Genomic DNA, 26003 nt, shown 5'->3' on the forward strand with positions numbered 1-26003 from the left:
AGAAGTTATGGTTGCGGTACGAAGTGCACATTTGAATCCAGCGGGCGAGTTTGCTCTCGACGACTGGATCGCCAGTTTGGGGCTTCCCAATCCGCAGTCATGTGAGCGATTAGCCGAAACCTGGCGTTACTGTGAGCAACAGACGCAAAACCATCCCGATGCCTCGTTGCTGCTGTGGCGTGGCCTTGAAATGGTTGAGATTCTTTCCACCCTGAGCATGGATAACGACAGTATGCGCGCGGCGCTGCTGTTCCCGCTAGCGGATGCTAATGTGGTGGATGAAGCCACATTGACTGAGCAATTCGGCAAAGGCATCACCTATCTGGTGCACGGTGTGCGCGATATGGACGCCATCCGTCAGTTGAAAGCTACCCACAATGACTCTATGAGCTCTGAGCAAGTGGATAACGTGCGGCGTATGCTGCTGGCGATGGTGGAAGACTTCCGCTGCGTGGTGATTAAACTGGCAGAGCGCATCGCGCATCTGCGTGAAGTGAAAGATGCGCCAGAAGAGATTCGTGTTCTGGCCGCCAAAGAGTGTTCCAATATTTATGCGCCGCTGGCGAACCGCTTGGGGATCGGCCAGATCAAGTGGGAGCTGGAGGACTTCTGCTTCCGCTATCTGCACCCCGATGAATATAAGCAAATTGCCAAATTGCTCCACGAACGGCGTATTGATCGTGAGCAATTCATTGATGACTTCGTGGCTTCATTGCACAAAGCAATGGCGGATGAGGGTATCAAAGCGGATATTTATGGCCGCCCTAAGCATATCTACAGTATCTGGCGCAAAATGCAGAAAAAATCGCTCGCCTTTGATGAGCTATTTGATGTGCGTGCGGTGCGGGTGGTTGTGGAGCGCTTGCAAGATTGCTACGCCGCGCTAGGGATTGTGCATACTCATTTTCGTCATTTGCCTGATGAATTTGATGATTATGTCGCTAACCCTAAACCTAATGGTTACCAGTCTATCCATACCGTAGTCCTTGGGCCACGCGGAAAAACGCTGGAAATTCAAATTCGTACCCGCCAGATGCATGAAGATGCCGAACTGGGGGTCGCCGCACACTGGAAGTACAAAGAAGGGGCTGTGGTCGCAGGCCGCTCTGGTTATGAAGGGCGAATTGCGTGGCTACGTAAACTGATTGCTTGGCAGGAAGAGATGGCAGATTCCGGCGAAATGCTGGATGAAGTGCGCAGTCAGGTCTTTGACGATCGGGTGTATGTGTTTACCCCGAAAGGCGATGTTATTGATTTACCTGCCGGTTCTACGCCACTGGACTTTGCTTACCATATCCACAGTGATGTGGGCCATCGCTGTATCGGCGCGAAAATCAGTGGGCGCATTGTGCCCTTTACCTATCAGTTGCAGATGGGTGATCAGATTGAAATCATCACTCAGAAACAGCCAAACCCAAGTCGCGACTGGCTGAATCCTAACCTCGGTTACGTCACCACCAGCCGTGGGCGTTCCAAAATACATAACTGGTTCCGAAAACAAGATAGAGACAAGAATATTCTTGCTGGCCGGCAGATGTTGGACGACGAACTGGAGCATATGGACATCAGCCTGAAAGAGGCTGAGAAGCTACTGGTGCCGCGCTACAACATGAATTCTATGGATGAAGTGTTGGCAGCCATTGGTGGTGGTGATATCCGTCTGAATCAGATGGTGAACTTCCTGCAAGGGAAGCTGAATAAGCCGACGCCGGAAGAGGCTGATTTAGAAGCATTACGCCATCTGAAGAATAAAACGCAGCAACCGCCGCGTAATGCCAGCAAAGACAGCGGGCGCATTGTGGTTGAGGGTGTTGGTAATCTGATGCACCACATTGCTCGCTGCTGCCAGCCGATCCCCGGTGATGAAATTATTGGTTTTATCACGCAGGGGCGGGGGATATCGATCCATCGTGCCGATTGCGAACAGTTGACTGAATTGCAGTCTCACGCGCCAGAGCGGATTGTCGATGCTGTCTGGGGTGAGAGTTACTCCAGCGGTTATTCGCTGGTGGTGCGGGTCACCGCCAATGATCGCAGTGGCCTGTTGCGCGATATCACCACCATCTTGGCGAATGAAAAAGTAAACGTGCTGGGTGTTGCCAGCCGTAGCGATACCAAAAAGATGATGGCAACCATCGATATGGATATCGAGATCTATAACTTGCAGGTGCTGGGTCGGGTGTTGGCGAAGCTGAATCAGTTGCCGGATGTCATAGACGCCCGTCGCCTCCACGGCAACTAAGTTTTTAATCTGGACGGCTACTGCGCTTTGCCATTTTAGTCTTGGGCTGTGCTCGGCTTCCTCATGTACTCAAGTACATTCCGGAGCCCTGCGCGCAGTCCGCAACTAAACTGGCTGCGCTCGCTACGCCTAGACTTACAGAGTGAAAATAATGAATAAAAATCAATCCACACCTGATACTACCGCTCTAGCTCTGCAACGTTTGTTGGATATTATGCGCACTTTACGTGACCCGGAGCAGGGTTGTCCGTGGGATCGCAAACAGACATTTGACACTATCGCTCCTTATACGTTGGAAGAGACTTACGAGGTGCTTGACGCGATTCAGCGCAAGGATTTTGACGATCTACGTGATGAACTGGGTGATTTGCTGTTTCAGGTGGTGTTTTATGCCCAAATGGGGCAGGAGCAGGGGCTGTTTGCGTTTGATGATGTGTGTCATGCCATCAGCGACAAACTGGTGCGCCGCCATCCACATGTGTTCCCAGATGAAGCGCAGCAGGCCGCCGAGGGGACGATAGGCAGTGAGGCTGCACTGGCTGGTTGGGAATCCCGTAAAGCAGAAGAGCGGGCCGAGAAGGCGCTGTATTCGGCCTTGGACGATATCCCCGATGCGCTACCGGCGTTGATGAAAGCCCATAAAATCCAGAAACGCTGTGCCTCGGTGGGATTTGATTGGGATACGCTAGGGCCAGTGCTGGATAAAGTCTACGAAGAGATCGATGAGGTGATGTTCGAGGCGCGGCAGGCGGTGGTGGATGATGAGAAACTGGGTGAAGAAATTGGCGATTTGTTGTTTGCTACGGTGAACTTATCCCGCCATTTAGGCCATAAAGCGGAAAATGCCTTACAGGCCGCCAATCGTAAGTTTGAACGTCGTTTTCGTCAGGTAGAACAAATAGTTACAGCATCAGGTCAGACCATGGAGAGTGCTACGCTTGATGAAATGGAAGCCGCCTGGCAACAAGTTAAAAAGCAAGAAACTGAAATGTAAGGTGTTTTAATTCATTTCACGGATGGTTGTGGAATTTTAATTACGTTAATATATTGAATTATAACGAATAGCAAGACGACGTTCCGTGCGGTTTTGGCAGCGAAAACCGCCATGGTCGTGGAGATCATTTGTAGCGAAACCCAGGTTCCGGTATACTACTTTCCCGTCCTGGTACTTCCATCGTCTTTAAACCTAAACTCTCAGGTTCAGCATGACAACTAATTATATTTTTGTGACCGGCGGGGTCGTATCCTCTCTGGGTAAAGGCATTGCCGCAGCCTCTCTGGCGGCTATACTTGAAGCCCGTGGCCTCAACGTTACCATCATGAAACTGGACCCGTATATCAACGTGGATCCGGGCACCATGAGCCCGACTCAACACGGGGAAGTTTTTGTCACCGAAGATGGTGCTGAGACCGATCTGGACTTAGGGCACTATGAGCGCTTCATTCGCACCAAAATGACCCGTCGCAACAACTTCACTACGGGCCGCATCTATTCCGAAGTCCTGCGTAAAGAGCGTCGTGGCGACTATCTGGGTGCAACTATTCAGGTTATTCCTCATATCACCAATGCTATCAAAGAGCGCATCATCGAAGGCGGCGAAGGCCACGATGTGGTATTGGTTGAGATTGGCGGCACTGTCGGGGATATCGAATCCCTGCCATTCTTGGAAGCGATTCGTCAGATGGCGGTTGATGTTGGCCGTGAGCACACGCTTTACATGCACCTGACGTTGGTTCCTTATCTGGCTGCTGCCGGTGAAGTGAAAACCAAGCCAACGCAACATTCGGTAAAAGAGCTACTTTCCATTGGTATTCAGCCAGATGTGCTGATTTGCCGTTCTGATCGCGCAGTTCCTGCTAATGAGCGGGCCAAAATCGCCCTGTTCTGCAATGTGCCAGAAAAAGCCGTTATCTCCCTAAAAGACGTTGATTCCATTTATAAAATCCCAGGGCTATTGAAATCACAGGGCCTTGACGATTATATTTGTAAACGATTCAGCTTAACTTGTCCTGAAGCAAATCTCGCAGAGTGGGAACAGGTATTATACGAAGAATCAAATCCGGGTGGCGAAGTGACCATCGGGATGATTGGTAAATACGTAGAACTACCGGATGCCTATAAATCTGTGATTGAAGCCTTGAAGCACGGCGGGTTGAAAAATCGCCTGACGGTGAACATCAAGCTGATTGATTCGCAGGATGTTGAGACACGCGGCGAAGAGATGCTGAAAGGGCTGGATGCTATCCTTATCCCCGGTGGCTTCGGTTACCGTGGTGTGGAAGGCAAGGTTCTGGCGGCACGTTATGCCCGTGAACACAATATTCCATACCTAGGCATTTGCTTGGGGATGCAAGTTGCACTGATGGAGTTTGCCCGCAATGTTGTGGGAATGGAAAACGCGAACTCCACAGAATTTGTGCCAGACTGTAAGTATCCGGTGGTTGCATTAATCACCGAATGGCGTGATGAAGACGGCAACGTTGAAGTCCGTACGGAAGAGAGCGATTTGGGCGGTACTATGCGTGTGGGTGGGCAGCAATGCAACCTGACCGAAGGGAGTCTGGTACGTCAGATGTATGGCGAGCCAACCATCGTTGAGCGCCATCGTCATCGCTATGAAGTAAACAATATGTTGTTGAAGCAAATTGAAGCTGCCGGGTTGCGTGTTGCCGGGCGTTCTGCGGATAACAAACTGGTGGAGATTATCGAGTTGCCAAACCATCCATGGTTTGTGGCTTGTCAGTTCCATCCAGAATTTACTTCGACGCCACGTGATGGTCACCCGTTGTTTGCCGGCTTTGTGAAAGCGGCTGGTGATTATCAGAAGCGCCAGGTGAAATAAAATATTTGGTAGAAGGGGCGGCAGCGATGTCGCCCCCTCTGTCTGGAGTTTTAGTTTAACTTGTACTGAGGAAAATCTAATGTCCAAAATCGTTAAAGTCATCGGTCGCGAAATCATCGACTCCCGTGGTAACCCAACTGTAGAAGCCGAAGTTCATCTGGAAGGCGGTTTCGTTGGTTTGGCTGCGGCACCATCAGGTGCTTCTACTGGTTCCCGTGAAGCACTGGAACTGCGTGACGGTGACAAATCCCGTTTCCTGGGCAAAGGCGTTCTGAAAGCCGTTGCAGCAGTAAATGGCCCAATTGCTCAGGCAGTTTTGGGTAAAGATGCCAAAGATCAGGCTAACATCGATAAAATCATGATCGATTTGGACGGTACTGAGAACAAATCCCAATTTGGCGCTAACGCCATCTTGGCTGTTTCTCTGGCAGCAGCGAAAGCAGCAGCAGCGTCTAAAGGCATGCCTTTGTACGAGCACATTGCTGAATTGAACGGCACCCCAGGCAAATTCTCTATGCCACTGCCTATGATGAACATCATCAACGGCGGCGAACATGCTGATAACAACGTTGATATTCAAGAGTTTATGATTCAGCCTGTTGGCGCTAAAACTCTGAAAGAGGCTGTTCGTATCGGTTCTGAAGTGTTCCATACCTTGGCTAAAGTTCTGAAATCCAAAGGCATGAGCACTGCAGTCGGCGACGAAGGCGGTTATGCACCAAACTTGGGTTCTAACGCCGAAGCACTGGCTGTTATCGCTGAAGCGGTAAAACAAGCTGGCTACGAGTTGGGCAAAGACGTGACTCTGGCGATGGACTGTGCAGCATCTGAATTCTACAAAGATGGCAAATATGTTCTGGCTGGCGAAGGCAACAAAGCTTTCACTTCTGAAGAGTTCACTCACTTCCTGGAAGACCTGACCAAACAGTACCCAATCGTCTCCATCGAAGATGGCTTGGACGAATCTGACTGGGCTGGCTTCAAATACCAGACCGAAGTTTTGGGTGACAAAATCCAGCTGGTGGGCGATGACCTGTTTGTGACCAATACCAAGATCCTGAAAGAAGGTATCGAGAAAGGTGTTGCTAACTCTATCCTGATTAAATTCAACCAGATCGGTTCTCTGACCGAAACTCTGGCTGCGATCAAGATGGCGAAAGATGCAGGTTACACCGCAGTTATCTCTCACCGTTCAGGCGAAACTGAAGATGCTACCATTGCCGATCTGGCAGTAGGTACTGCAGCAGGCCAGATCAAAACAGGTTCTATGAGCCGTTCTGACCGTGTTGCTAAATACAACCAATTGATCCGTATCGAAGAAGCGCTGGGTGACCGCGCACCATTTAACGGTCTGAAAGAAGTGAAAGGCCAGTAATTACTGCGCTTTGTCTTCTATCACAGTTGATTGATAAAACCCGCTTCGGCGGGTTTTTTTATGATTAAAATTCGTCTGAATATAGCCATTTTTCTTGCCAATGTGTGAGCCGTTATCTGAAGAATTTCGCTCATGTACCTAAGAATAAATATTACTCCTAAAAGACGTATGGACTCTGATAATGTGTATATATAGACAATTGTTTCAAATTTAAATTAATAATAAATAATATTAATTATAAGTAAATTAAGTTATTAAAAAGATAATGTGAATATATTTAAGGGGTGATTTTATTTCCCCTATATATACTCATTGACTTACTTTTATCACAATAAGTTATGAGGATTTATTATGGATCGTAGTATTCACTATATGTATTCAAATGAAATGCACTCTAAGGGTATAAGTCACGAAATTAATCAGGAAAGTGCGAATATATACAAGAAAGAGATTAATGTGTCTAAATATTCAGTGAAAGACATATTAGCCTCAAGTGATGTCAGTGAAAGTATAGCTGGGTTAATGTATAAAAATAAAATCTATGATCGACAGTTAGCTGCGAAACTATCTATTCTTGAAAAATATGGAATAGGGAGTGATGTGCTAGATTTTATTGCTTCTTATCCTGCTTCTATTGATATTACTGACTTTGCTACAATGGCTAAACATGGTGTTAAAAATATAGAAGAGTATCGTTTTCATAAAGAAACATTCAATTATAGCGATGAAGGAAGGATGGTTTTTCGTGAGCTTGTTGTTGAAATATCTAAAAGAGGGAGTTCAATTAGCGAGCTGGAGTTATTTATAGGTAAATATCCAGAGCATAAAGAGGTGATAACTACACTGCATATAAAAAATGGACTTGATGGTCGTATTTCATTAAATGATCTTGCCAGTGCGATTATGCAAGAACGCTATAAAATATCAGATGCACTAATCAATCAGGCTCTAAAGGTAGGTGTCAGCAATGAAAATATTTTTGCTGCCATCCAATTAAAAGGAGGTCATGAGGAGGTAATGACTATATTAAGTGAAATGGAAGAGAAAGGGGTTTCTGATAGTAAATTTATTGATATTGTTATTGGAGAGTTAAAAATAGACGATATTGAATCTAAATATATTTATCTTGATGATTGGGAGTTTGATTTTGATAGTGAATTCGTCTCAAATTCTCATGATGAATTTAATGATAGTCGGCTTATCGACGCTACGGCCGCGATACCCGACCGTAATGATCAATTAGCGCCTGTTATTACTGCTCAGCCAGCACCTTATAGTCTAAATGCCTCTCTGTCCTTATCTATAGCCAGTTCATAGATATTCCACTCTCACCATGGTAAGTGGTGGAGCTAGATTTCACTTTCTACTATAACCTTGGTGGAGCGGTTGGCGTCAGAACAACCTAAGGCTATATCTCTATTAGCCTCGGCGAGATTCATCTGAATCTCGCCGGAACCCCTTACTTGACTCACATCTATCACTCCACTGTCGTGCAGATAATTCATCATCCGTTATCATTAACCCATACCCGAATGACTCGGCAATCATGCATAAAGGAAGATAACTGATGAAATTGAAATGCTTACTGTTACCCGCGATACTGTTCTCCAGTAGCTTACTGGCTGCGGAGGTTACCGTGACCATGAATGAATCCCTGCCAGACGGTAATGGCAAAGCGCTGGGTACTGTGACGGTGACTGAAACCGCTTATGGCCTATTGTTTACCCCCCATCTGACTGGGTTGGCAGCCGGTATTCATGGTTTCCATCTACATGAAAACCCAAGTTGTGCACCGGGCCAGAAAGACGGCAAAGCCGTGCCTGCCCTTGCTGCGGGCGGCCATCTTGACCCGCAGAAAACCGGCACTCATCTTGGTCCTTATAATGACAAAGGGCATCTGGGTGACTTACCGGGGCTGGTCGTGAATACTGATGGCACCGCCACTTATCAGGTTTTGGCCCCGCGCCTGAAATCGTTATCTGAGCTGAAACAGCACGCGTTGATGATTCATGCTGGCGGTGATAACTACGCTGACCACCCCATGCCACTGGGTGGTGGCGGCGCTCGCATGGCCTGCGGTGTTATTGAGTAACCGCCTGATACAAACAAACTGGCGGCCCAAGGGTTGCCAGTTTGGTCATCGCCACGAGAATCTGCGATAATCATCTATTGGCTTGCGTGACGATAGAGATACTGATGCTGTACCCGATTAATGAGATGTTCCAGACCTTGCAGGGCGAGGGTTACTTCACCGGCGTGCCGGCGATCTTCGTGCGATTGCAGGGCTGCCCAGTAGGTTGTAGCTGGTGCGATACCAAACACACCTGGGAAAAAGAGGCTGATCGGGAAGTCGATATGCAGCGCATTATGGTGAAAACCGCTGAAAGTGATGCTTGGGGGTCTGCCACTGAACAGCAGCTATTGGATATCTTCTCTCAGCAGGGATACACCGCGCGTCACGTGGTCATCACTGGTGGTGAGCCATCCATCTACGATTTGCGACCGCTCACTTCTCTGCTTGAGCAAGGCGGTTATAGCTGCCAGATTGAAACCAGTGGGACGCACGAAGTGCAGTGCTCAGCCACCACTTGGGTAACCGTTTCGCCGAAAGTGAATATGCGCGGTGGCTTGAAAGTCTTGCCGCAAGCATTGCAACGTGCAGATGAAATTAAGCATCCGGTAGGCCGCTTGCGGGATATTGAAGCGCTGGAGGCATTGCTGGCGACACTGCATGATGACAAAAAGCGGATAATTGCGTTGCAGCCTATCAGTCAGAAGGAGGATGCGACCAAACTCTGCATTGAAACCTGTATCGCCAAGAATTGGCGGTTATCGATGCAGACGCACAAATACTTGAACATAGCATGACCCCCTTCGTCCTTGCCGCCGCAGCAGTGTTGCGGCGCTCATTCACCCAAATCACTTACTGATGTAAGCTCATTGGGGTTCATTCACTTGCTGCCTTGCTGCAACATCAATGACTTTGGGAGGCACAGCTGTTACAGCATTGCTCATTTACCCGCGATAAACACAACCCGCAGAGCAGGTCTCTTTCACCATCACGGCGCTTAATTCGGGTAATTGCGGTTTAAGTTGCTGCCAAATCCAGCTCGCCAGCACTTCACTGGTTGGGTTTTCCAAGCCGGGAATATCGTTCAGATAGTTGTGGTCCAGACGTTCCCAAATAGGGTTAAATGCCGATTTTAGCTCAGCAAAATCCATCACCCAGCCAGAGTGTGCATCGACTTCACCCGTCACCTCAATACGGACCATAAATGAATGACCGTGCAAACGACCACATTTGTGCCCTTCTGGGACATGGGGCAGCCGGTGAGCGGCTTCAAACTGAAAATCTTTAAATAGGGTGGTGCTCATTATTCTGACCTTAATTGACTCAAAAACCGCCGCATAGTACCGGAAAGTACTGATGCTGGCTATGAAAGCACATCATCGCGAACAGAATTTAGCTCACTGTGGCCCGGTAATCATTACGTAGCTTACTGATTTCTATACAGACATACCAAACCAACGGCTTGCTACCCATTGGTGCGAATTTTCCTAATAAGTTGAACACTTTAACTCATATCAATTATCTGAAAAACTGCTTAGTCGTTTTAGTTATTTATTATGTCCATCGCTTCTTTAATTGTTCCTAGCGGGGTGGTTAACCTTACAAACTATCAAGACATTTAGGCGCAAACCCTTTGCGTCGGCAATGATTCGCACCAACGACTATTCGTGCCAACCACGGTTAACGCATAAAGGAATTCGTACTGCAATGACGACTCAGGCTCCTCCTACTTCTTTACTTCCGCTATCGCCGGAGCAGTTGACCCGCTTACAAGCAGCGGTTGGTGAGCTATCCCCAACCCAAATGGCATGGTTGTCTGGCTACTTCTGGGGCAGGGTTAACCAGCAGCCTGATACCGTTGTTGCTCCTGCGGCGATAGTGCCAGCGGTGACAGTGACCCTGATTTCGGCCTCACAGACCGGTAATGCACGGCGTTTAGCTGAACAGCTACGCGATGACCTGTTGGCCGCTAAGCTGAGTGTCAATCTGGTTAATGCGGGTGACTATAAGTTTAAACAAATTGCGCAGGAGCGCCTGTTAGTTGTAGTGGCCTCGACTCAAGGCGAAGGTGAGCCAGCAGAAGAAGCGGTGGCATTGCACAAATTCCTCTTCTCTAAAAAAGCCCCGAAATTGCCAGAAACTGCGTTTGCGGTATTTGGTTTGGGGGACACCTCCTACGAACATTTCTGTCAGGCGGGCAAAGATTTCGACAACAAACTGGCTGAGTTGGGCGCTGAGCGGTTATTGGATCGCGTCGATGCCGATGTGGAGTATCAGGAATCGGCACAACAGTGGCGTCAGCAGGTGGTGGCGGTGTTGCAGGCCAGAGTTCCAGCTCAATCCCCGGCGGCGGTCGCGGCAACACAAAGTGGTGCTGTCGATGAAATTACCTCCAGCCCCTACAGCAAAAGCGCGCCACTGACGGCACAGTTATCAGTTCAGCAAAAAGTGACGGGTCGTCACTCAGAAAAAGATGTGCGCCACATTGAAATTGATTTAGGCGACTCAGGGCTGCGTTACCAGCCGGGTGATGCGCTGGGAGTCTGGTTTGATAATGACTCGGCACTGGTCGAAGAGCTGCTCGCACTATTGTGGCTCAAAGGTGATGAGCCAGTGAGCATTGATGGGCAGAATATACCGCTGGCCAAAGCGCTGCGCAGCCACCTTGAACTGACTCAAAATACCACGGTGATTGTCGATAAATACGCGGCGCTCTCCCGCGATGAAACACTGATTGCATTGCTGGCCGATAAACCCGCACTCCAACTGTATGCGAAAAATACCCCCATCGTTGATATGGTGCGTCAGGCTCCATCGGACTTGAATGCTGATCAGTTGGTGGCGCTACTGCGGCCACTGACACCGCGCCTTTACTCCATCGCCTCTTCGCAGGCTGAAACTGAAAATGAAGTGCATATTACCGTGGGCGTGGTCCGTTATGATATCGATGGCCGACCTCGCACCGGGGGCGCTTCTGGTTATCTGGCTGACCGGCTGGCGGTGGATGACGACATTCGTATCTTCATAGAACATAACGATAATTTCCGTTTACCTGCTAACCCAGAAACGCCAGTGATCATGATTGGGCCGGGCACAGGTATCGCCCCATTCCGCGCCTTTATGCAACAGCGTGAGGCCATTGGTGCCAGTGGCAAGAACTGGCTGCTCTTCGGCAATCCGCATTTTACCGAAGACTTCCTCTATCAAGTTGAATGGCAGCGCTACGTCAAAGAGGGCTTGCTGACCCGCATTGATCTGGCTTGGTCCCGCGATCAGGCTCATAAAATATATGTGCAAGATAAGCTGCGCGAACAGGGCGCAGAACTGTGGAGCTGGATACAGCAAGGTGCCCACATTTACGTCTGTGGCGATGCTAACCGCATGGCGAAAGACGTTGAGCAGGTTTTACTGGACGTGGTGGCTGAGCACGGTGCGATGGATACCGAGCAGGCTGATGAATATTTAAGTGAGCTGCGCTTAGCGCGCCGTTATCAGCGGGATGTGTACTGATGAGTGAAAAACACCCAGGGCCACTGGTCGTGACCGGAAAACTCTCCGATGGCGAGCGCATGAAGTCGGAAAGCAATTTCCTGCGCGGAACCATTGCCCAAGACCTGAATGAGGGGCTGAGCGGGGGATTCAACGGCGATAACTTCCTGTTGATCCGTTTCCACGGCATGTATCAGCAAGATGACCGCGATATCCGTGCAGAACGTGCCGAGCAGAAGCTGGAACCCCGCCACGCCATGATGCTGCGCTGCCGCTTACCGGGCGGGATTATTACCCCGCAACAGTGGTTGGGCATTGATAAATTCGCGGCGGATAACACCTTATACGGCAGCATTCGTATCACTAACCGCCAAACTTTCCAGTTTCATGGCATTCTGAAGGGCAATGTGAAACCGGCTCACCAGTTGCTTAATCAATTGGGGCTGGATGCGCTGGCGACGGCAAATGATGTCAACCGTAACGTGCTCTGTACCTCGAATCCGGTGGAGTCCGTACTGCATCAAGAAGCTTACGAATGGGCGAAAAAGATCTCTGAGCACCTGCTGCCACGCACCCGCGCCTATGCCGAAATTTGGCTGGATGCGGAAAAAGTGGCCACCACAGATGAAGAGCCGATTCTCGGTGCGACCTATTTACCGCGTAAATTTAAAACCACAGTGGTCATTCCGCCACAAAATGATGTCGATCTCCATGCCAATGATCTCAACTTTGTTGCGGTGGCGGAAAAAGGCAAATTAGTGGGCTTTAATGTGCTGGTCGGGGGCGGGCTATCCATTGCTCATGGTGATAAGAATACTTATCCACGTAAAGCTAGTGAATTCGGTTATATCCCGCTGCAACACACATTGGCGGTTGCGGAAGCGGTTGTCACCACTCAACGTGATTGGGGTAACCGCACCGATCGTAAGAATGCCAAAACCAAATACACACTCGAGCGCGTGGGTGTTGAGACCTTCAAAGCTGAAGTTGAAAAACGGGCTGGCGTGAGCTTCGGTGCCATCAAGCCCTACCAGTTTACTGGCCGTGGTGATCGTATCGGCTGGGTGAAGGGCATTGATAAGAAGTGGCATCTGACCCTCTTTATTGAGAATGGGCGTCTGCTGGACTACCCCGGCCGCAGCTTGAAAACGGGCGTTGCCGAGATTGCTAAAATCCATCAGGGCGATTTCCGCCTGACCGCTAACCAGAACTTGATTGTGGCGGGTGTGCCGGAAAAAGATAAATCGCGCATTGAGGCATTAGCGCGCGAGCATGGCTTGATGGACGACAGTGTCAGCCCGCAACGTGAAAACTCTATGGCGTGCGTTTCCTTCCCCACCTGCCCACTGGCGATGGCGGAGGCGGAGCGTTTCTTGCCAGAATTTGTGACCCGCATCGAGGGGATTTTGCAGCAGCATGGTCTGCCCGATGAGCATATTGTGATGCGCGTGACAGGCTGCCCGAATGGTTGTGGTCGTGCTCTACTGGCTGAGATGGGGCTGGTGGGGAAAGCGGTGGGCCGTTATAACCTGCATCTGGGCGGTAACCGCGAAGGCACTCGTATCCCACGGATGTACCGCGAAAATATCACCGAAGATGAAATTTTGGCGATTACTGATCAGTTGGTGGGTCGCTGGGCCAAAGAGCGCCATCACGATGAGGGTTTCGGTGATTTTGTTATTCGTGCCGGAGTTATCGCGCCAGTGATTGATTCAGCCCGTGACTTTTACGAAGTGCAGGAGGCGGTGTGAGCCAAATAAATTTGAGTGAGCTTAATACGCTACCTAAAACCGAACAAACGGCGGCATTAGCCGAGATTAACCGCGAACTTGAGTCCCTAACGGCACAAGATCGCGTGAGTTGGGCGTTGGACAATCTGCCCGGAGAGTTTGTGCTCTCCTCCAGTTTTGGTATTCAGGCGGCCGTTTGCTTGCATTTGGTGACCCGTCTGCGGCCCGATATTCCGGTTATTCTGACGGATACCGGTTATCTGTTCCCAGAAACCTATCAGTTTATTGATGCGTTGACCGAGAAACTGCAACTTAACTTGCAGGTGTTTCGCGCCCCGCAAAGTCCTGCTTGGCAAGAAGCGCGGTACGGCAAGTTGTGGGAGCAGGGTGTCGAGGGCATTGAGCGCTACAACGAGCTGAACAAAGTGGAACCGATGAATCGGGCGCTGGAGACCTTAGGCGCACAAACGTGGTTTGCCGGTCTACGCCGTGAGCAATCGGGCAGCCGCGCGCAATTACCGGTTTTGGCTGTTCAGCGCGGCGTATTTAAGTTGTTGCCGATCATTGACTGGGATAATCGCCAGATTTATCACTATTTAACCCAAAATGGCTTGAGCTATCACCCGCTGTGGGAGCAGGGCTACTTATCTGTCGGTGATACCCATACCACCCGTAAATGGGAGCCAGGAATGAGCGAGGAAGAGACCCGCTTCTTTGGCCTGAAACGCGAATGCGGCCTGCATGAAGGCTGAGGTGACTGATTGTGATAAATGGGGCGCAGATAGCGCCCTTACTTTTGCCACCATTAGCTGATAATTCGCTCTCGAGCCAACTCTGCCAGAAACTGGCTGCGGTTCTTATAGTCAGGGTGTGTCGCGATAAATTTATCAATCGCGGTCAGCAGATTTTGCGACATGGTCAGATTGAATTTGACCGCCTTACTTTCATATTTGGCCGGATCAATCTCAACAAAGCCCAAAATTCCGCCATCTTCTTTTAAGCGCGGATCACCAATGTAGCGCTGCGGATCTTGGGCGGGTACCGGCAATGGAAAGCCCTCATCCATCAGCGCTTCAATATGAACAGCAAAGGCTTCCTCCGCGTTTTTGCTGATATCGGCAAAGGTATCGCCCGCAAAAAAACAGCCGTCAATATCGGGAAAGTAGCCGTCAAATCCAGCCTCGGTACTGAAGATAAAAATAGGGTAGATCATGGTTAACTCCCTAAGCATTTTTGCTCTGGTTAAATCAATTCATTCCGGCAGTCCGCATAGCTTGTCGTAGTATGCCTTTGGAAACATCCTTACGCGGGTGGGGCAGCGTAATAATTTTTTGAACCCCTGGTTTGCACATAGTGATATGGCTACCGCTATTGGTTTTTTTACCACCTCTGACTTGCCAGCCTATATTCTGTAATCGTTTTATTAAATCGCCACTCTCCATGTGACCTCCTGGTGAGTTGCTAATGGGTATTATACCCACCAGCGAAATTGAGTCAATTGATTATAGGTGTCATACCCACCGCGAGTTATACGCGAAAAACAGAAAAAAGGGCGGTCAAAATGATCGCCCTGACATTGAATAGGGGGTATTTTTGTTCGTTTTGCGTAGCGTTTCGCAGGCTGAAACTACTTCTTAGCGGCCGCTAACGTTTCGATCAGGGGCAGTACTATTTTGACCGTGTCATGGGTGCGTTTAGTGATACGGCCCGGCAAAAACTTATCCAGATAGTTTAAGTTATCCAACTGGCTTTGATGGCGAGTGGTGCCTTGTGGGAAGTGGCTGCTGATGGCCCGTTGCTGGCAGCCATCTTTGTTACCTAACCTATTATTTTTGTTGCCTAAATTAGAGTTGCTGGCTTCGACGGATAACAGCGGCACTCCAGCAGTCGCAAACAGATTTTTATCGACTCGACAGGACGCGGTGACCTGATTTTTAACCGTCGCGGCGCTAATGCCATAACGCCGTGCCAGCTTCAGTGCCTGCTCTCTTGCGGCGATGGCTGAGGGTTGATTGCTGGCATTAAAGTAGAGGCTGTCGCCAGTGATCAGATTATCCAAATTGATCACCAACAAGGTGTTAGCTCTCTCTGTCTTACTCATCCGTTGCAGATAGTTCTCGGTGCCTTGCGCCCCAATTTCCTCGGCGCTGAGTGCGACAAAACGCAAATCATAGCGCAGCGGAATAGTTTTCAGGCGCTCCGCCAGCTCCAGCATCACCCCCACGCCCGCTGCATTATCATCAACCCCTTGCAGTGTCAGACCCCCTAGATTCTTATCTAAATCGATATCACTTTTTGGGGTGTAGGTATCAAAGTGCGCCATGATGATGATCTGCTTTTGATCATCGGCTTTGCTGGCAGCCTCATCTGTCGAGGCATTGCGGGCCGCAATCACGGAGGTGGCACTGACATTTCGCCAGCTCTGCTTGCCATTTTTGCTGGTATAGAGATAGCGGGTATTAAAACCGCGCATATTGCTCTGATAGCCCATCTGTTGAAAGCGGTGATTGATGTACTCGGCAGCCAGTAATTCAGCCGGACTGCCCGCCATGCGGCCGGGGAAGTAGGTGCTAATATGGCGAGTTTGCTGTTCCGCAATGTTGCCAACGGCTTGAGTCGTGGCGGCCTGCAATGGCAGAGCGGCACTGAAATACAGGGTGAATAATGCCCACTTTAGGCGACGGCGAAAAAACATACCGAAATATCCTTGTTATAGTCTGGGCCATGCCTATTGGCATGGGTCACGCGGCACTGAGCGGTGCTTAGTATGAAACTCTCCGCACAAATTAACAATTTGTATGATTCTTAAATTGCAGAAAGATAAACCAGAAAAACGGCCCATAGAAAACGGGCTAACATAGCTGCAAGCCATATTATTAAGCCTATATATCATTATGGAACTTGTAATTACTTTTCGTCATTTCATAAGGTCATGGCCCCCCCCTATAGTCACCCTACGCTTTATCATGTAATCGAAGGCCGTTGTGGACTATCTACCTCTATTTGCCGACTTAAAACAGCGCCCGGTACTGGTCGTTGGCGGCGGTGAAGTTGCTGCGCGAAAAATTGAATTGCTACACCGCGCGGGCGCTCAAGTGCGGGTAGTGGCTCAGACGCTCTCATCTGAACTCGAACAACAGCATCAGGATGGTCGTATTCACTGGCAGGCACTGGTTTTCTCGCCTGAGCAGTTGGATGAGGTATTTCTGGTGATTGCGGCGACCAATGATAGCGCGCTGAATGCCGCTGTTTTCGCCGCCGCTGATCAACGACATCTCTTGGCAAATGTGGTGGATGATCAACCGCTCTGCTCATTTATCTTCCCGTCAATTGTCGATCGCTCCCCCTTGGTGGTGGCTATCTCCTCTGCCGGACAAGCCCCGGTGCTGGCGCGGATACTGCGCGAGAAACTGGAGGCGCTATTACCGGCCAGTCTGGGTGAGATGGCCGCTGTCGCTGGGCGCTGGCGTGGTCGCGTCAAGCAGCAAATTGCTTCAATGGGCGCACGTCGCCGCTTTTGGGAAAATGCCTTCAGTGGTCGTTTTGCCAGCTTGATCAGCCGTGGACAGTTAGCGCAAGCAGAAGAGGAATTACAGCAGTCGTTAGAGGGCAAGGGCAGTCCGCTCGGTGAGGTCGCCTTGGTGGGCGCTGGTCCCGGTGATCCCGGTTTGCTGACCCTACGTGGCCTACAGGTTATTCAGCAGGCTGATGTGGTGCTGTATGACCATTTAGTCAGCCCCGAAGTGTTGGATTTAGTTCGCCGCGATGCTGAGCGTATTTGTGTCGGCAAGCGGGCGGGGGCGCACTCGGTGGCGCAGGAAGAGACCAATCAATTGCTGGTGACGCTCGCGCAGCAAGGAAAGCGGGTGGTGCGGCTAAAAGGGGGCGATCCCTTTATCTTTGGCCGAGGTGGCGAAGAGTTACAAGTGGTGGCACGCGCGGGCATTGCGTTTCAGGTGGTGCCGGGGGTGACGGCGGCTGCGGGGGCGACCGCCTATGCCGGTATTCCTCTGACTCATCGTGACCATGCGCAGAGCGTGACCTTTATTACCGGCCATTGTCGCGGTGATGGCGATGAGTTGGATTGGCAAGCACTGGCCCGTAGCCGCCAGACCTTGGCTATCTACATGGGCACGGTGAAAGCGGCGGAGATCAGCCAACAGCTGATCACTCATGGCCGCACGGGCACCACGCCCGTGGCGGTGATCAGTCGGGGGACGCGTGCGGACCAGCAGGTTCGGACTGGCACCTTGGCACAGCTAGAAGCATTAGCGCATCAGGCTCCTACGCCAGCACTGCTGGTGATCGGTGAAGTGGTGGATCTCCATCACCAAATCGCCTGGTTTGGGCAACAACGACAGACTGAACAGGCCATCAGCCCGTCAGTTGTGAATTTGGCATAAAGGATCTGTTATGGACGAAAAACGACTCACTCATTTGCGGCAATTGGAGGCGGAGAGCATCCATATCATCCGTGAAGTGGCCGCCGAATTCGGTAACCCGGTGATGCTCTACTCCATCGGCAAGGACTCCTCTGTGATGCTGCATCTGGCGCGCAAGGCATTCTTCCCCGGCAATTTGCCCTTCCCGCTATTGCATGTGGATACCGGCTGGAAATTCCGCGAAATGTACGAATTCCGCGACCGCACGGCCAAGGCTTTTGGTTGCGAACTATTGGTTCATCGCAATCCCGAAGGCGTGGCAATGGGGATTAATCCGTTTGTCCATGGCAGTGCCAAACATACCGACATCATGAAAACCGAGGGCCTCAAGCAAGCGCTGAACAAATATGGTTTTGATGCCGCTTTCGGTGGCGCACGGCGTGATGAAGAGAAGTCACGAGCCAAAGAGCGAATTTACTCTTTCCGTGACCGCTTCCACCGCTGGGACCCGAAAAATCAGCGCCCTGAACTGTGGCACAACTACAACGGCCAGATTAACAAAGGCGAAAGTATCCGCGTCTTCCCGCTCTCCAACTGGACTGAGCTGGATATCTGGCAATATATCTTCTTGGAAAAAATCGACATTGTGCCGCTCTATCTGGCGAAACCGCGCCCGGTAGTGGAACGCGATGGGATGCTGCTGATGGTGGATGACGATCGCATCGATTTACAGCCGGGTGAGGTCATTACTCAGAAAATGGTGCGTTTTCGCACGCTGGGCTGCTGGCCACTCACTGGAGCGGTGGAGTCGGAAGCCGAAACTTTGCCCGCCATCATCGAAGAGATGCTCATCTCGACCACCAGTGAACGTCAGGGTCGAATGATCGACCGCGATCAATCCGGCTCCATGGAGCTTAAAAAGCGTCAGGGATATTTCTGAGGAGCGCCCGATGAACACCCAATTACAAAATCAGCCTGTTGCAGTCGATCAATCAACATCAGAAAACCGGTCGATGATTCTACAAAGCAGCTCCATCGCCGAACAAATTGCCAACGAAGGCGGGGTCGAGGCTTACCTTCATGCGCAGCAGCATAAAACCATGTTGCGCTTTTTGACCTGCGGCAGTGTCGATGATGGCAAAAGCACCCTGATTGGGCGGTTACTGCACGATACCCGCCAAATATACGAAGATCAGCTCACTACGCTGCACACTGACAGCAAGCGCATTGGCACACAGGGCGAAAAACTGGATCTGGCGCTACTGGTGGATGGGTTACAGGCCGAGCGCGAGCAGGGCATCACCATTGATGTAGCTTATCGTTACTTCTCGACTGAGAAGCGCAAATTTATCATTGCCGACACGCCGGGGCATGAGCAGTACACCCGCAATATGGCGACCGGGGCGTCGACCTGTGATCTGGCAATTTTATTGATCGATGCCCGCAAAGGGGTGCTGGATCAAACCCGTCGCCACAGCTTTATTGCGACCTTACTGGGTATTCGCCATTTAGTGGTGGCGGTGAACAAGATGGATCTGGTGGATTATCAGGAGAGTGTCTTCGAGCAATTCAAAGAGGATTACCTGAGTTTTGCCGAGCAATTACCCACGGATCTGGTGATTAAGTTTGTCCCGCTCTCCGCGTTGGATGGCGACAATGTGGCCTCACCGAGCGAGAGAATGAATTGGTACTCCGGCCCGACGTTGCTTGAAGTGCTGGAGAGTGTTGATGTGGTGAGCACCAGCCGTCAACAGCCGCTGCGCTTCCCGGTGCAGTATGTTAGCCGCCCCAATCTGGATTTCCGTGGCTATGCTGGCACCTTGTCTGCGGGCATAGTGCGGGTAGGGCAAAAAGTGAAAGTGCTGCCCTCCGGCGTGGAGTCAACGGTGGCTCGCATCGTTACTTTTGATGGCGATTTGACCCAAGCCGTCCCCGGCGAAGCTATCACGCTGGTGCTGGCTGATGAAGTGGATATTAGCCGGGGTGACTTGCTGGTGGATGCCAGTGAAACCCTAAAAGCCGCACAGAATGCACTGGTGGATATTGTGTGGATGGCGGAACAGCCGCTGGTGGTTGGGCAGAGTTATGACATCAAAGTAGCGGGTAAAAAGACCCGTGCACGGGTTGAAAATATCCAATATCAGGTCGAGATCAACTCACTGACGCAGCGGGTGGTGGAGAGTTTGCCGCTCAATGGTATCGGCTTGGTTGAACTGGCGTTCGATGAGCCGCTGGTGCTGGACAGCTATCAGCGCAATCGCGATACCGGCGGCATGATCTTTATTGATCGGCTGAGTAATGTCACGGTCGGCGCGGGCTTGATTCGAGAAACACTGGAGTCGGTTTATCAGGAGAGCACGGTCTTTAGTGCGTTTGAGCTGGAGCTGAATGCGCTGGTTCGTCGCCACTTCCCACATTGGGGTGCGCGTGATCTGTTAGGGGGAAAATAGCGTGCTAACAGATCAGGTGACGCCAGCCGATGACAATATCGTCTGGCACCCTCATGCGGTGACGCGGCAGGATCGTGAGCAGCAGCATGGGCATCAGGGCGTGGTGCTCTGGTTTACCGGTTTGTCCGGCTCAGGAAAATCCACAGTGGCGGGGGCGCTGGAGCAGGCGCTGTTCGCCCGTGGAGTTAGCACTTACTTGCTGGATGGCGACAATGTGCGCCACGGTTTGTGTCGTGACTTGGGGTTTTCTGATGAGGATCGGCGCGAAAATATCCGTCGGGTCGGCGAGGTCGCCAAACTGATGGTGGACGCGGGTCTGGTGGTGCTGACAGCATTTATTTCGCCTCATCGTGCAGAGCGGAAAATGGTGCGAGATATGCTGGCGACAGGCCAGTTTATCGAGGTGTTTGTGGATACGCCGTTGGCGATTTGCGAGGCGCGCGACCCTAAAGGTTTATACAAAAAAGCCCGTGCGGGTGAGCTGAAAAACTTCACTGGCATTGACTCTATTTACGAATCACCTGAGCATGCAGATATTCATTTGCAGGGTGAACAATTAGTAACAAATTTGATTGAACAATTGTTAGACGTACTGCGTGGTAGCGCTATTATCAAATCCTAAATGTATCTGCCTTCGCCATGGCTGCGACAGGGTTGCGAACACGCAAGCTGCCTACCTGTCACGCCAATGGCATTGGACATAATTACCCCTCCGGCAAAACGTCCTCAGAACGTGCTGGTAAATTGTACCTACAGGATTTTTATGCAGAATGTCACCCAAATGATGATCGACGAACAACGGGATCGGGATGAACCCTCATACTCCTTTCTCGGTGGCGTCACGGGCTTTGTGTTTTATTGGCTGGCGTTTGCGATCCCCTTCTTTATTTATGGCCCCAATACCGTCTTCTTTCTGCTGTACACTTGGCCGTTCTTCTTGGCGCTGATGCCAGTTTCAGTGCTGATTGGTATTGCGCTCAGTGTGCTAACGCGGGGTAATCTGCTGTTTACTATCGGTGGTACGGGGATTGCGGTGCTGTGCCTATTCTGGATGCTGTTCTCATTTCTCACTGGCTGGTGAAGGTTGAGTCAGCGGGCTGTTGAGGTATCATTCGCTAACAGCCCGCAGTCTCCCGCCATTGACCATCGTCTCCCTTCTTATGTTGCTATCCGCTTAATGAATGGCTGTCAGAGATTTTGCCGTTGCTCATATATTTTGCTGTTGCTCATAGTAACTAATGCGTTCCACTTTTTCGGTTGAGCCGCCCCCATCGAAATCACAATCAAGCCACGTATCGACCAAGGTTTTGGCTAACTCAATACCAATCACCCGCGCGCCCAAACAGATGATCTGTGCATTATTACTTTTTCTGGCTCGTTGAGCGGAGAAGGGGTCATGGCACTGTGCGGCACGAATGCCCAGCACTTTATTGGCAGTGATGCTCATGCCAATACCGGTTCCACAGATCAGAATTCCGCGTTCATGCTTGCCGTCCTTAATAGCCTGAGCCACCTGAATGGCGATATCGGGGTATAGGGTGGATTCGCGCTGTTGGTCACAACTGTAATCAACCACAGTCATGCCTCTATTTTGCAGAAAGGCAAGAATCTGATTTTTCATATCAATGGCCGCATCATCACAGCCGATGGCAATAGACAGCATATTTCACCCCTTAACATATTGAACGGAAACCCGATTAATCACTTTTATTGCCGCCACCGCTTTATGATTTGCGAGTGAATCGCGGGCGGTTTCAGCATCAAGAACGAGAGATAACAGATCAATCAAAAGTTATATCTATGTTCATATGTTTATCATCCTCACTCTTTTCAGATGTTCAGTCAATAAACTTATGATCAATTTAAAATCAATCTTAGTGTTGATTTCCCTCTTATTGCTTCTCTATTAAGTGATTAAACTCGCATCAAATCAGGGGTTATTGTGATTTTGATTTTATTTATGATCTCCCTCACAGCCTGAGTATTTTTTAATGGCGTAACTCTGCGGCTTAATCGTACTGTTCAATAGTACGATTGTGGATCTTATGTTCATATCGTGTTTATGGCGAATTTAAATTTATGACAAGAATAATTGTTGAAGGAGTCAATCATGTATAACGAACGTTCTATAGATGCTCAGATGGTTGCCGGTATTCCTGAAAAAATGCGTGCCGTTGTGGCCTACGGGCCGGGGGATTATCGGCTTCAGATCGTGTCGGTCCCCACAATTGATGCGAAAGAGATTTTAGTGAAGGTCGAAGGTTGCGGTATCTGTGCTGGTGATACTAAAGCTTTTGGCGGTGCACCCAGTTTTTGGGGCGATGATAAGCAGCCTGCTTATATCAAGGCCCCGATGATCCCTGGCCATGAGTTTATCGGCCATGTGGTGGGATTAGGGGCGGAAGTGGAGGGGTTTAAATTAGGTGATCGTGTGACCTCGGAACAGATCGTTCCTTGCTGGGAGTGCCGATTCTGCAACCGTGGGCAGTATTGGATGTGTGAAAAACATGACCTCTACGGCTTCCAGCACAATGTTAATGGCGCGATGGCTGAATACATGAAATTTACCAAAGAGGCGATTAATTATCATGTTCCTGCCGATCTTCCCTTAGAAAAAGCCATTCTGATCGAACCCTATGCGTGCTCTTTCCACGCCGTGCAGCGCGCCAATATCAAACTCGGTGATGTTGTGGTGCTGGCAGGAGCAGGAACATTGGGATTGGGCATGGTGGGGGCGATCAAAAAGTCAGGTCCCGGCAAGCTGATTGTGTTGGATCTGTCCGATGACCGTCTGGCGCTGGCGAAGAAATTTGGTGCTGATCTGGTGCTTAACCCCACTAAAGACGACGTGATTTCGATTATCAAAGAGATGACCGACGGCTATGGCTGCGATATCTACATTGAAGCCACGGGTGCACAAAAAGCGGTCGAGCAGGGACTCACACTGCTGCGCAAGTTGGGGACTTTTGTGGAGTTCTCGGTGTTCAAAGATCCCGTGACCGTTGACTGGAGCATCATCAGTGACCGCAAAGAGCTAGATGTTTTGGGTTCACATCTGGGGCCATATTGCTATCCGCTGGTCATTGAAGGGATCTGCAACGGCGACCTGCCAACCGAAGGCGTGGTGACCCATATCCTACCGCTGGAAAAATTTGCCGAAGGCTTTGAAATGGTCACCAAAGGTGTCGGCTCTCTTAAAGTGGTGCTCAATCCCAATATCCAATAATCAGTGAAAGATAACTCGATATTAATCATCGCATTATTTCCAAATCATAGGTGATGCACCATGTTAGACATGTTGATTAAAAGGATAGGGCTGCCTAAGAAAATATTATTAGGTTATATCGGCGTACTGATATTTATGGCCGGAGAGGGGCTGGAGCAGAGTTGGCTATCCGACTTCATTATTCGCCGTGGTCTGACGGTTGAAGAGTCTGGCCTGATGTTCAGTGTCTACGGCTTTGCCGTGGCGATTGCCGCATGGTTGTCCGGTGTCTTAGCGGAAATGTATACCGCAAAAAAGGTGATGGCAGCGGGCGTGGTAATCTTCCTGATAGGCTCTGTGCTGTTTTTATCCCTCGGCTTACCCAGCAATAACTTGTCCATTATGATCCCAACCTATGCACTCCGCGGACTCGGCTACCCCTTGTTCTCATACGGTTTTTTAGTGTGGATTGCCTATGAAGCCCCGAGAGCCAAACTGGGATCAGCGGTGGGAATTTTCTGGTTTGTATTTACTGGCGGATTAAGTGTTCTAGGGGTGTTCTACGCCAGTATCGCGCTGCCGATATTAGGTGAGATACACACCCTGTGGAGCGGAATTGTCTTTGTGTTGATTGGGGCGGTTATTGGCCTGATGTTGAGCAAAGACAGCAAAGTCACTGTGGAAACTGATGTGCCCGCTAAAACCTTCGCCTATCTGTTCAAAGGGGTGTCGATCGCTTTTGAGAATTACAAAATCGGGCTAGGTGGACTTGTTCGGACCATCAACCTGTCGTTTGCTTTTGGCATGATCGTTTTCCTGCCAACCTACCTGCAAGATGTCATTGGCTTTACCCGCGACCAGTGGTTGTCTATCTATGCCTTTATGTGGACGGTCAATATTGGCTTCAACTTATTGTCTGGTGTGATCAGTGATCGATGGGGCTGGACGAATACCGTGATGTGGTTTGGCTGTGTGGGCAGCGCCATCTCTATCCTGTTGCTCTACTACATCCCGACCCACTTTGGCGTCGAAGGTTACACCTACACCCTGCTGGCAGCCGGTGCGCTGGGGGCCTGTTTCGCCGGGTTTGTTCCCCTCTCTGCCATTATGCCGAGCCTTGCGCCCAATGATAAAGGGGCGGCGATGTCAGTGCTGAACTTGGGGGCGGGGCTGTGTGCCTTCGTCGGGCCACTGATCGTCACCCTCTTTATTACCCCATTAGGTATTGAAGGCATTATTTGGCTCTTCTCGGGGCTATATATCGTCGCCGCCGTGCTGATGAAATTTGTCACCTTGCCGGCAGAAAACCCTGATGAATCTCTGAAAGAGCACGAACAGGTCTATGAGGCGAATAAAACACATTAATTCAGCATGTTATCTGAAGGAAAATAGTGATAACCAGGGCGTCATTGATGAGGAGTTAAAACATGAAAATTGAATATGACGGACTCAATATTGATTTTTGTCTGCACGGTAAAGTTGCTGCTATTACCGGTGGAGCCGCAGGTATTGGTTACGCCATTGCCGAGCTTTATCTGGCTAGAGGGGCGAAAGTGATTCTGATGGATCGCAACGATAATGTCGCCGAGGTGGCAACGCAGCTTAATCCGGCTAACGCGAGCGGGTTGTATTGCGATGTCAGTGATAGCGAATCGGTCAAAATAGCGGTCGCCATGGCGATTAATACCTTTGGCAAACTGGATATTTTAGTCAACTGCGCCGGAATTGTGGCACTGGATTCGGCGGAAAAAACCACTGAGCAAGATTGGGACAACACGATTAATGTCAATCTGAAAGGGGTTTTCCTCATGAGTCAGGAAGTGGGGAAGCGCTTTATTGCACAGGGACATGGCAAAATCGTGAATTTAGCCTCTCAAGCCGGGATCGTGGCGTTACCCAATCATCTGGCCTATTGCACCAGTAAGGCGGGGGTGATCGGCATGACGAAAGTGCTGGCGCTAGAGTGGGGGCCGCTCGGCATCCAAGTTAATGCCATTTCACCCACCGTGGTCTTAACCGAATTGGGCAAAAAGGCGTGGTCGGGGGAGGCGGCTGAAGAGATGAAACTGAAAATTCCCGCGCGCCGTTTTGCCTACCCCGTCGAAGTGGCTGCCTGTGCGCTATTCCTGTCCAGCGACGCGGCTAACATGATCACTGGCGCAAACTTGGTGATTGATGGCGGCTATACCATCCAATAATCCATCCGGTATTTTCTG

General features: G+C 50.2%; 23 protein-coding genes. 18 read left to right on the forward strand and 5 right to left on the reverse strand.

The window, feature by feature from the left end:
• Positions 1-7: 7 nt before the first annotated feature.
• From relA to queE, 7 genes are all read left to right on the forward strand, one after another.
• Positions 8-2242, forward strand: coding sequence for a GTP diphosphokinase (gene relA / locus HRD69_RS09485; RefSeq protein WP_004875044.1), 2235 nt, complete (start codon positions 8-10; stop codon positions 2240-2242).
• 151 nt (positions 2243-2393) lie between these two features.
• Positions 2394-3236, forward strand: a complete 843-nt coding sequence (mazG, locus tag HRD69_RS09490) for a nucleoside triphosphate pyrophosphohydrolase (RefSeq protein WP_032814249.1) — start codon at positions 2394-2396, stop codon at positions 3234-3236.
• Positions 3237-3447: 211 nt separating this feature from the next.
• Entirely contained in the window at positions 3448-5085 is a 1638-nt protein-coding gene (gene pyrG, locus HRD69_RS09495; protein WP_032814247.1) for a glutamine hydrolyzing CTP synthase, read from the forward strand.
• 79 nt (positions 5086-5164) lie between these two features.
• Positions 5165-6460, forward strand: a complete 1296-nt coding sequence (gene eno / locus HRD69_RS09500; protein WP_004875041.1) for a phosphopyruvate hydratase — start codon at positions 5165-5167, stop codon at positions 6458-6460.
• Between the two features lie 351 nt (positions 6461-6811).
• On the forward strand, positions 6812-7777 hold the full coding sequence (locus tag HRD69_RS09505) for a hypothetical protein (RefSeq protein ID WP_032814245.1): 966 nt from the start codon (positions 6812-6814) through the stop codon (positions 7775-7777).
• 250 nt (positions 7778-8027) lie between these two features.
• Positions 8028-8552, forward strand: coding sequence for a superoxide dismutase family protein (gene sodC / locus HRD69_RS09510; protein WP_004875038.1), 525 nt, complete (start codon positions 8028-8030; stop codon positions 8550-8552).
• A 104-nt stretch (positions 8553-8656) separates the two neighbouring features.
• Positions 8657-9328, forward strand: coding sequence for a 7-carboxy-7-deazaguanine synthase QueE (queE, locus tag HRD69_RS09515; RefSeq protein WP_032814243.1), 672 nt, complete (start codon positions 8657-8659; stop codon positions 9326-9328).
• A gap of 147 nt (positions 9329-9475) precedes the next feature.
• On the opposite strand, the gene queD is transcribed toward queE, so the two are convergent.
• Complete coding sequence (gene queD, locus HRD69_RS09520) at positions 9476-9835, reverse strand: 6-carboxytetrahydropterin synthase QueD (RefSeq protein WP_004875036.1); 360 nt, start codon at positions 9833-9835, stop codon at positions 9476-9478.
• A 403-nt stretch (positions 9836-10238) separates the two neighbouring features.
• On the opposite strand from queD, the gene cysJ reads away from it, so the two are divergent.
• Genes cysJ through HRD69_RS09535 form a run of 3 tightly spaced genes read left to right on the forward strand, consistent with a single transcriptional unit; the run spans position 10239 to position 14502 of the window.
• Positions 10239-12041 (forward strand): NADPH-dependent assimilatory sulfite reductase flavoprotein subunit, encoded by a 1803-nt coding sequence (cysJ, locus tag HRD69_RS09525; protein WP_004875035.1) that lies wholly within the window; start codon positions 10239-10241, stop codon positions 12039-12041.
• Entirely contained in the window at positions 12041-13771 is a 1731-nt protein-coding gene (cysI, locus tag HRD69_RS09530) for an assimilatory sulfite reductase (NADPH) hemoprotein subunit (protein WP_032814241.1), read from the forward strand. Before cysJ ends, cysI begins: the two co-directional genes overlap by 1 nt.
• Positions 13768-14502, forward strand: a complete 735-nt coding sequence (locus HRD69_RS09535; RefSeq protein WP_032814238.1) for a phosphoadenylyl-sulfate reductase — start codon at positions 13768-13770, stop codon at positions 14500-14502. Before cysI ends, HRD69_RS09535 begins: the two co-directional genes overlap by 4 nt.
• A 53-nt stretch (positions 14503-14555) precedes the next feature.
• Here the strand turns inward: HRD69_RS09535 and HRD69_RS09540 are convergent, their stop codons facing one another.
• The 3 genes from HRD69_RS09540 to HRD69_RS09550 form a co-directional block, all read right to left on the reverse strand.
• Positions 14556-14963 carry a type II toxin-antitoxin system HicB family antitoxin gene (locus tag HRD69_RS09540; protein WP_004875033.1) on the reverse strand — a complete coding sequence of 136 codons (408 nt, stop codon included), beginning with the start codon at positions 14961-14963 and terminating at the stop codon, positions 14556-14558.
• A gap of 34 nt (positions 14964-14997) precedes the next feature.
• A complete protein-coding gene (locus HRD69_RS09545; RefSeq protein WP_032814235.1) occupies positions 14998-15192 on the reverse strand; it encodes a type II toxin-antitoxin system HicA family toxin in 195 nt (64 codons plus the stop codon).
• 185 nt (positions 15193-15377) lie between these two features.
• Positions 15378-16445, reverse strand: a complete 1068-nt coding sequence (locus tag HRD69_RS09550) for an aminopeptidase (RefSeq protein WP_004875032.1) — start codon at positions 16443-16445, stop codon at positions 15378-15380.
• Positions 16446-16734: 289 nt separating this feature from the next.
• Here HRD69_RS09550 and cysG point away from each other — a divergent pair, with 289 nt between their 5' ends.
• The 5 genes from cysG (at position 16735) to HRD69_RS09575 (ending at position 21663) form a co-directional block, all read left to right on the forward strand.
• Positions 16735-18153: a siroheme synthase CysG gene (cysG, locus tag HRD69_RS09555; RefSeq protein WP_004875031.1), complete on the forward strand. Its 1419-nt coding sequence runs from the start codon at positions 16735-16737 to the stop codon at positions 18151-18153.
• Positions 18154-18163: 10 nt separating this feature from the next.
• A complete protein-coding gene (cysD, locus tag HRD69_RS09560) occupies positions 18164-19072 on the forward strand; it encodes a sulfate adenylyltransferase subunit CysD (RefSeq protein WP_004706274.1) in 909 nt (302 codons plus the stop codon).
• 10 nt (positions 19073-19082) lie between these two features.
• The gene (cysN, locus tag HRD69_RS09565) at positions 19083-20582 is read left to right on the forward strand and encodes a sulfate adenylyltransferase subunit CysN (RefSeq protein ID WP_004875030.1); all 1500 of its coding nucleotides are present in this window, start codon (positions 19083-19085) and stop codon (positions 20580-20582) included.
• A gap of 1 nt (position 20583) precedes the next feature.
• Complete coding sequence (gene cysC, locus HRD69_RS09570; RefSeq protein WP_004875029.1) at positions 20584-21204, forward strand: adenylyl-sulfate kinase; 621 nt, start codon at positions 20584-20586, stop codon at positions 21202-21204.
• A gap of 141 nt (positions 21205-21345) precedes the next feature.
• Positions 21346-21663 (forward strand): DUF3561 family protein, encoded by a 318-nt coding sequence (locus HRD69_RS09575; protein WP_004875028.1) that lies wholly within the window; start codon positions 21346-21348, stop codon positions 21661-21663.
• A gap of 126 nt (positions 21664-21789) precedes the next feature.
• Here the strand turns inward: HRD69_RS09575 and rpiB are convergent, their stop codons facing one another.
• Positions 21790-22245, reverse strand: a complete 456-nt coding sequence (gene rpiB, locus HRD69_RS09580) for a ribose 5-phosphate isomerase B (RefSeq protein ID WP_004875027.1) — start codon at positions 22243-22245, stop codon at positions 21790-21792.
• 447 nt (positions 22246-22692) lie between these two features.
• Between rpiB and HRD69_RS09585 the strand changes: the two genes are divergently transcribed.
• From HRD69_RS09585 to HRD69_RS09595, 3 genes are all read left to right on the forward strand, one after another.
• Positions 22693-23808 (forward strand): erythritol/L-threitol dehydrogenase, encoded by a 1116-nt coding sequence (locus HRD69_RS09585; protein WP_004875025.1) that lies wholly within the window; start codon positions 22693-22695, stop codon positions 23806-23808.
• A 60-nt stretch (positions 23809-23868) separates the two neighbouring features.
• The gene (locus tag HRD69_RS09590) at positions 23869-25152 is read left to right on the forward strand and encodes an MFS transporter (protein WP_032814232.1); all 1284 of its coding nucleotides are present in this window, start codon (positions 23869-23871) and stop codon (positions 25150-25152) included.
• A 62-nt stretch (positions 25153-25214) separates the two neighbouring features.
• Positions 25215-25985, forward strand: coding sequence for an SDR family oxidoreductase (locus HRD69_RS09595; protein WP_004875023.1), 771 nt, complete (start codon positions 25215-25217; stop codon positions 25983-25985).
• The last annotated feature ends 18 nt before the right edge of the window (positions 25986-26003 follow it).

The sequence above is a fragment of the Yersinia mollaretii ATCC 43969 genome (assembly GCF_013282725.1).
GTDB lineage: Bacteria > Pseudomonadota > Gammaproteobacteria > Enterobacterales > Enterobacteriaceae > Yersinia > Yersinia mollaretii.

What these genes read in the sequence shown, in the direction of transcription:
- relA (WP_004875044.1), top strand. Translation starts at nt 8, where the DNA reads ATGGTTGCGGTACGAAGTGCACATTTGAATCCAGCGGGCGAGTTTGCT.
- mazG (WP_032814249.1), top strand. Translation starts at nt 2,394, where the DNA reads ATGAATAAAAATCAATCCACACCTGATACTACCGCTCTAGCTCTGCAA.
- pyrG (WP_032814247.1), top strand. Translation starts at nt 3,448, where the DNA reads ATGACAACTAATTATATTTTTGTGACCGGCGGGGTCGTATCCTCTCTG.
- eno (WP_004875041.1), top strand. Translation starts at nt 5,165, where the DNA reads ATGTCCAAAATCGTTAAAGTCATCGGTCGCGAAATCATCGACTCCCGT.
- HRD69_RS09505 (WP_032814245.1), top strand. Translation starts at nt 6,812, where the DNA reads ATGGATCGTAGTATTCACTATATGTATTCAAATGAAATGCACTCTAAG.
- sodC (WP_004875038.1), top strand. Translation starts at nt 8,028, where the DNA reads ATGAAATTGAAATGCTTACTGTTACCCGCGATACTGTTCTCCAGTAGC.
- queE (WP_032814243.1), top strand. Translation starts at nt 8,657, where the DNA reads ATGCTGTACCCGATTAATGAGATGTTCCAGACCTTGCAGGGCGAGGGT.
- queD (WP_004875036.1), bottom strand. Translation starts at nt 9,835, where the DNA reads ATGAGCACCACCCTATTTAAAGATTTTCAGTTTGAAGCCGCTCACCGG.
- cysJ (WP_004875035.1), top strand. Translation starts at nt 10,239, where the DNA reads ATGACGACTCAGGCTCCTCCTACTTCTTTACTTCCGCTATCGCCGGAG.
- cysI (WP_032814241.1), top strand. Translation starts at nt 12,041, where the DNA reads ATGAGTGAAAAACACCCAGGGCCACTGGTCGTGACCGGAAAACTCTCC.
- HRD69_RS09540 (WP_004875033.1), bottom strand. Translation starts at nt 14,963, where the DNA reads ATGATCTACCCTATTTTTATCTTCAGTACCGAGGCTGGATTTGACGGC.
- HRD69_RS09545 (WP_032814235.1), bottom strand. Translation starts at nt 15,192, where the DNA reads ATGGAGAGTGGCGATTTAATAAAACGATTACAGAATATAGGCTGGCAA.
- HRD69_RS09550 (WP_004875032.1), bottom strand. Translation starts at nt 16,445, where the DNA reads ATGTTTTTTCGCCGTCGCCTAAAGTGGGCATTATTCACCCTGTATTTC.
- cysD (WP_004706274.1), top strand. Translation starts at nt 18,164, where the DNA reads ATGGACGAAAAACGACTCACTCATTTGCGGCAATTGGAGGCGGAGAGC.
- cysN (WP_004875030.1), top strand. Translation starts at nt 19,083, where the DNA reads ATGAACACCCAATTACAAAATCAGCCTGTTGCAGTCGATCAATCAACA.
- HRD69_RS09575 (WP_004875028.1), top strand. Translation starts at nt 21,346, where the DNA reads ATGCAGAATGTCACCCAAATGATGATCGACGAACAACGGGATCGGGAT.
- rpiB (WP_004875027.1), bottom strand. Translation starts at nt 22,245, where the DNA reads ATGCTGTCTATTGCCATCGGCTGTGATGATGCGGCCATTGATATGAAA.
- HRD69_RS09585 (WP_004875025.1), top strand. Translation starts at nt 22,693, where the DNA reads ATGTATAACGAACGTTCTATAGATGCTCAGATGGTTGCCGGTATTCCT.
- HRD69_RS09590 (WP_032814232.1), top strand. Translation starts at nt 23,869, where the DNA reads ATGTTAGACATGTTGATTAAAAGGATAGGGCTGCCTAAGAAAATATTA.
- HRD69_RS09595 (WP_004875023.1), top strand. Translation starts at nt 25,215, where the DNA reads ATGAAAATTGAATATGACGGACTCAATATTGATTTTTGTCTGCACGGT.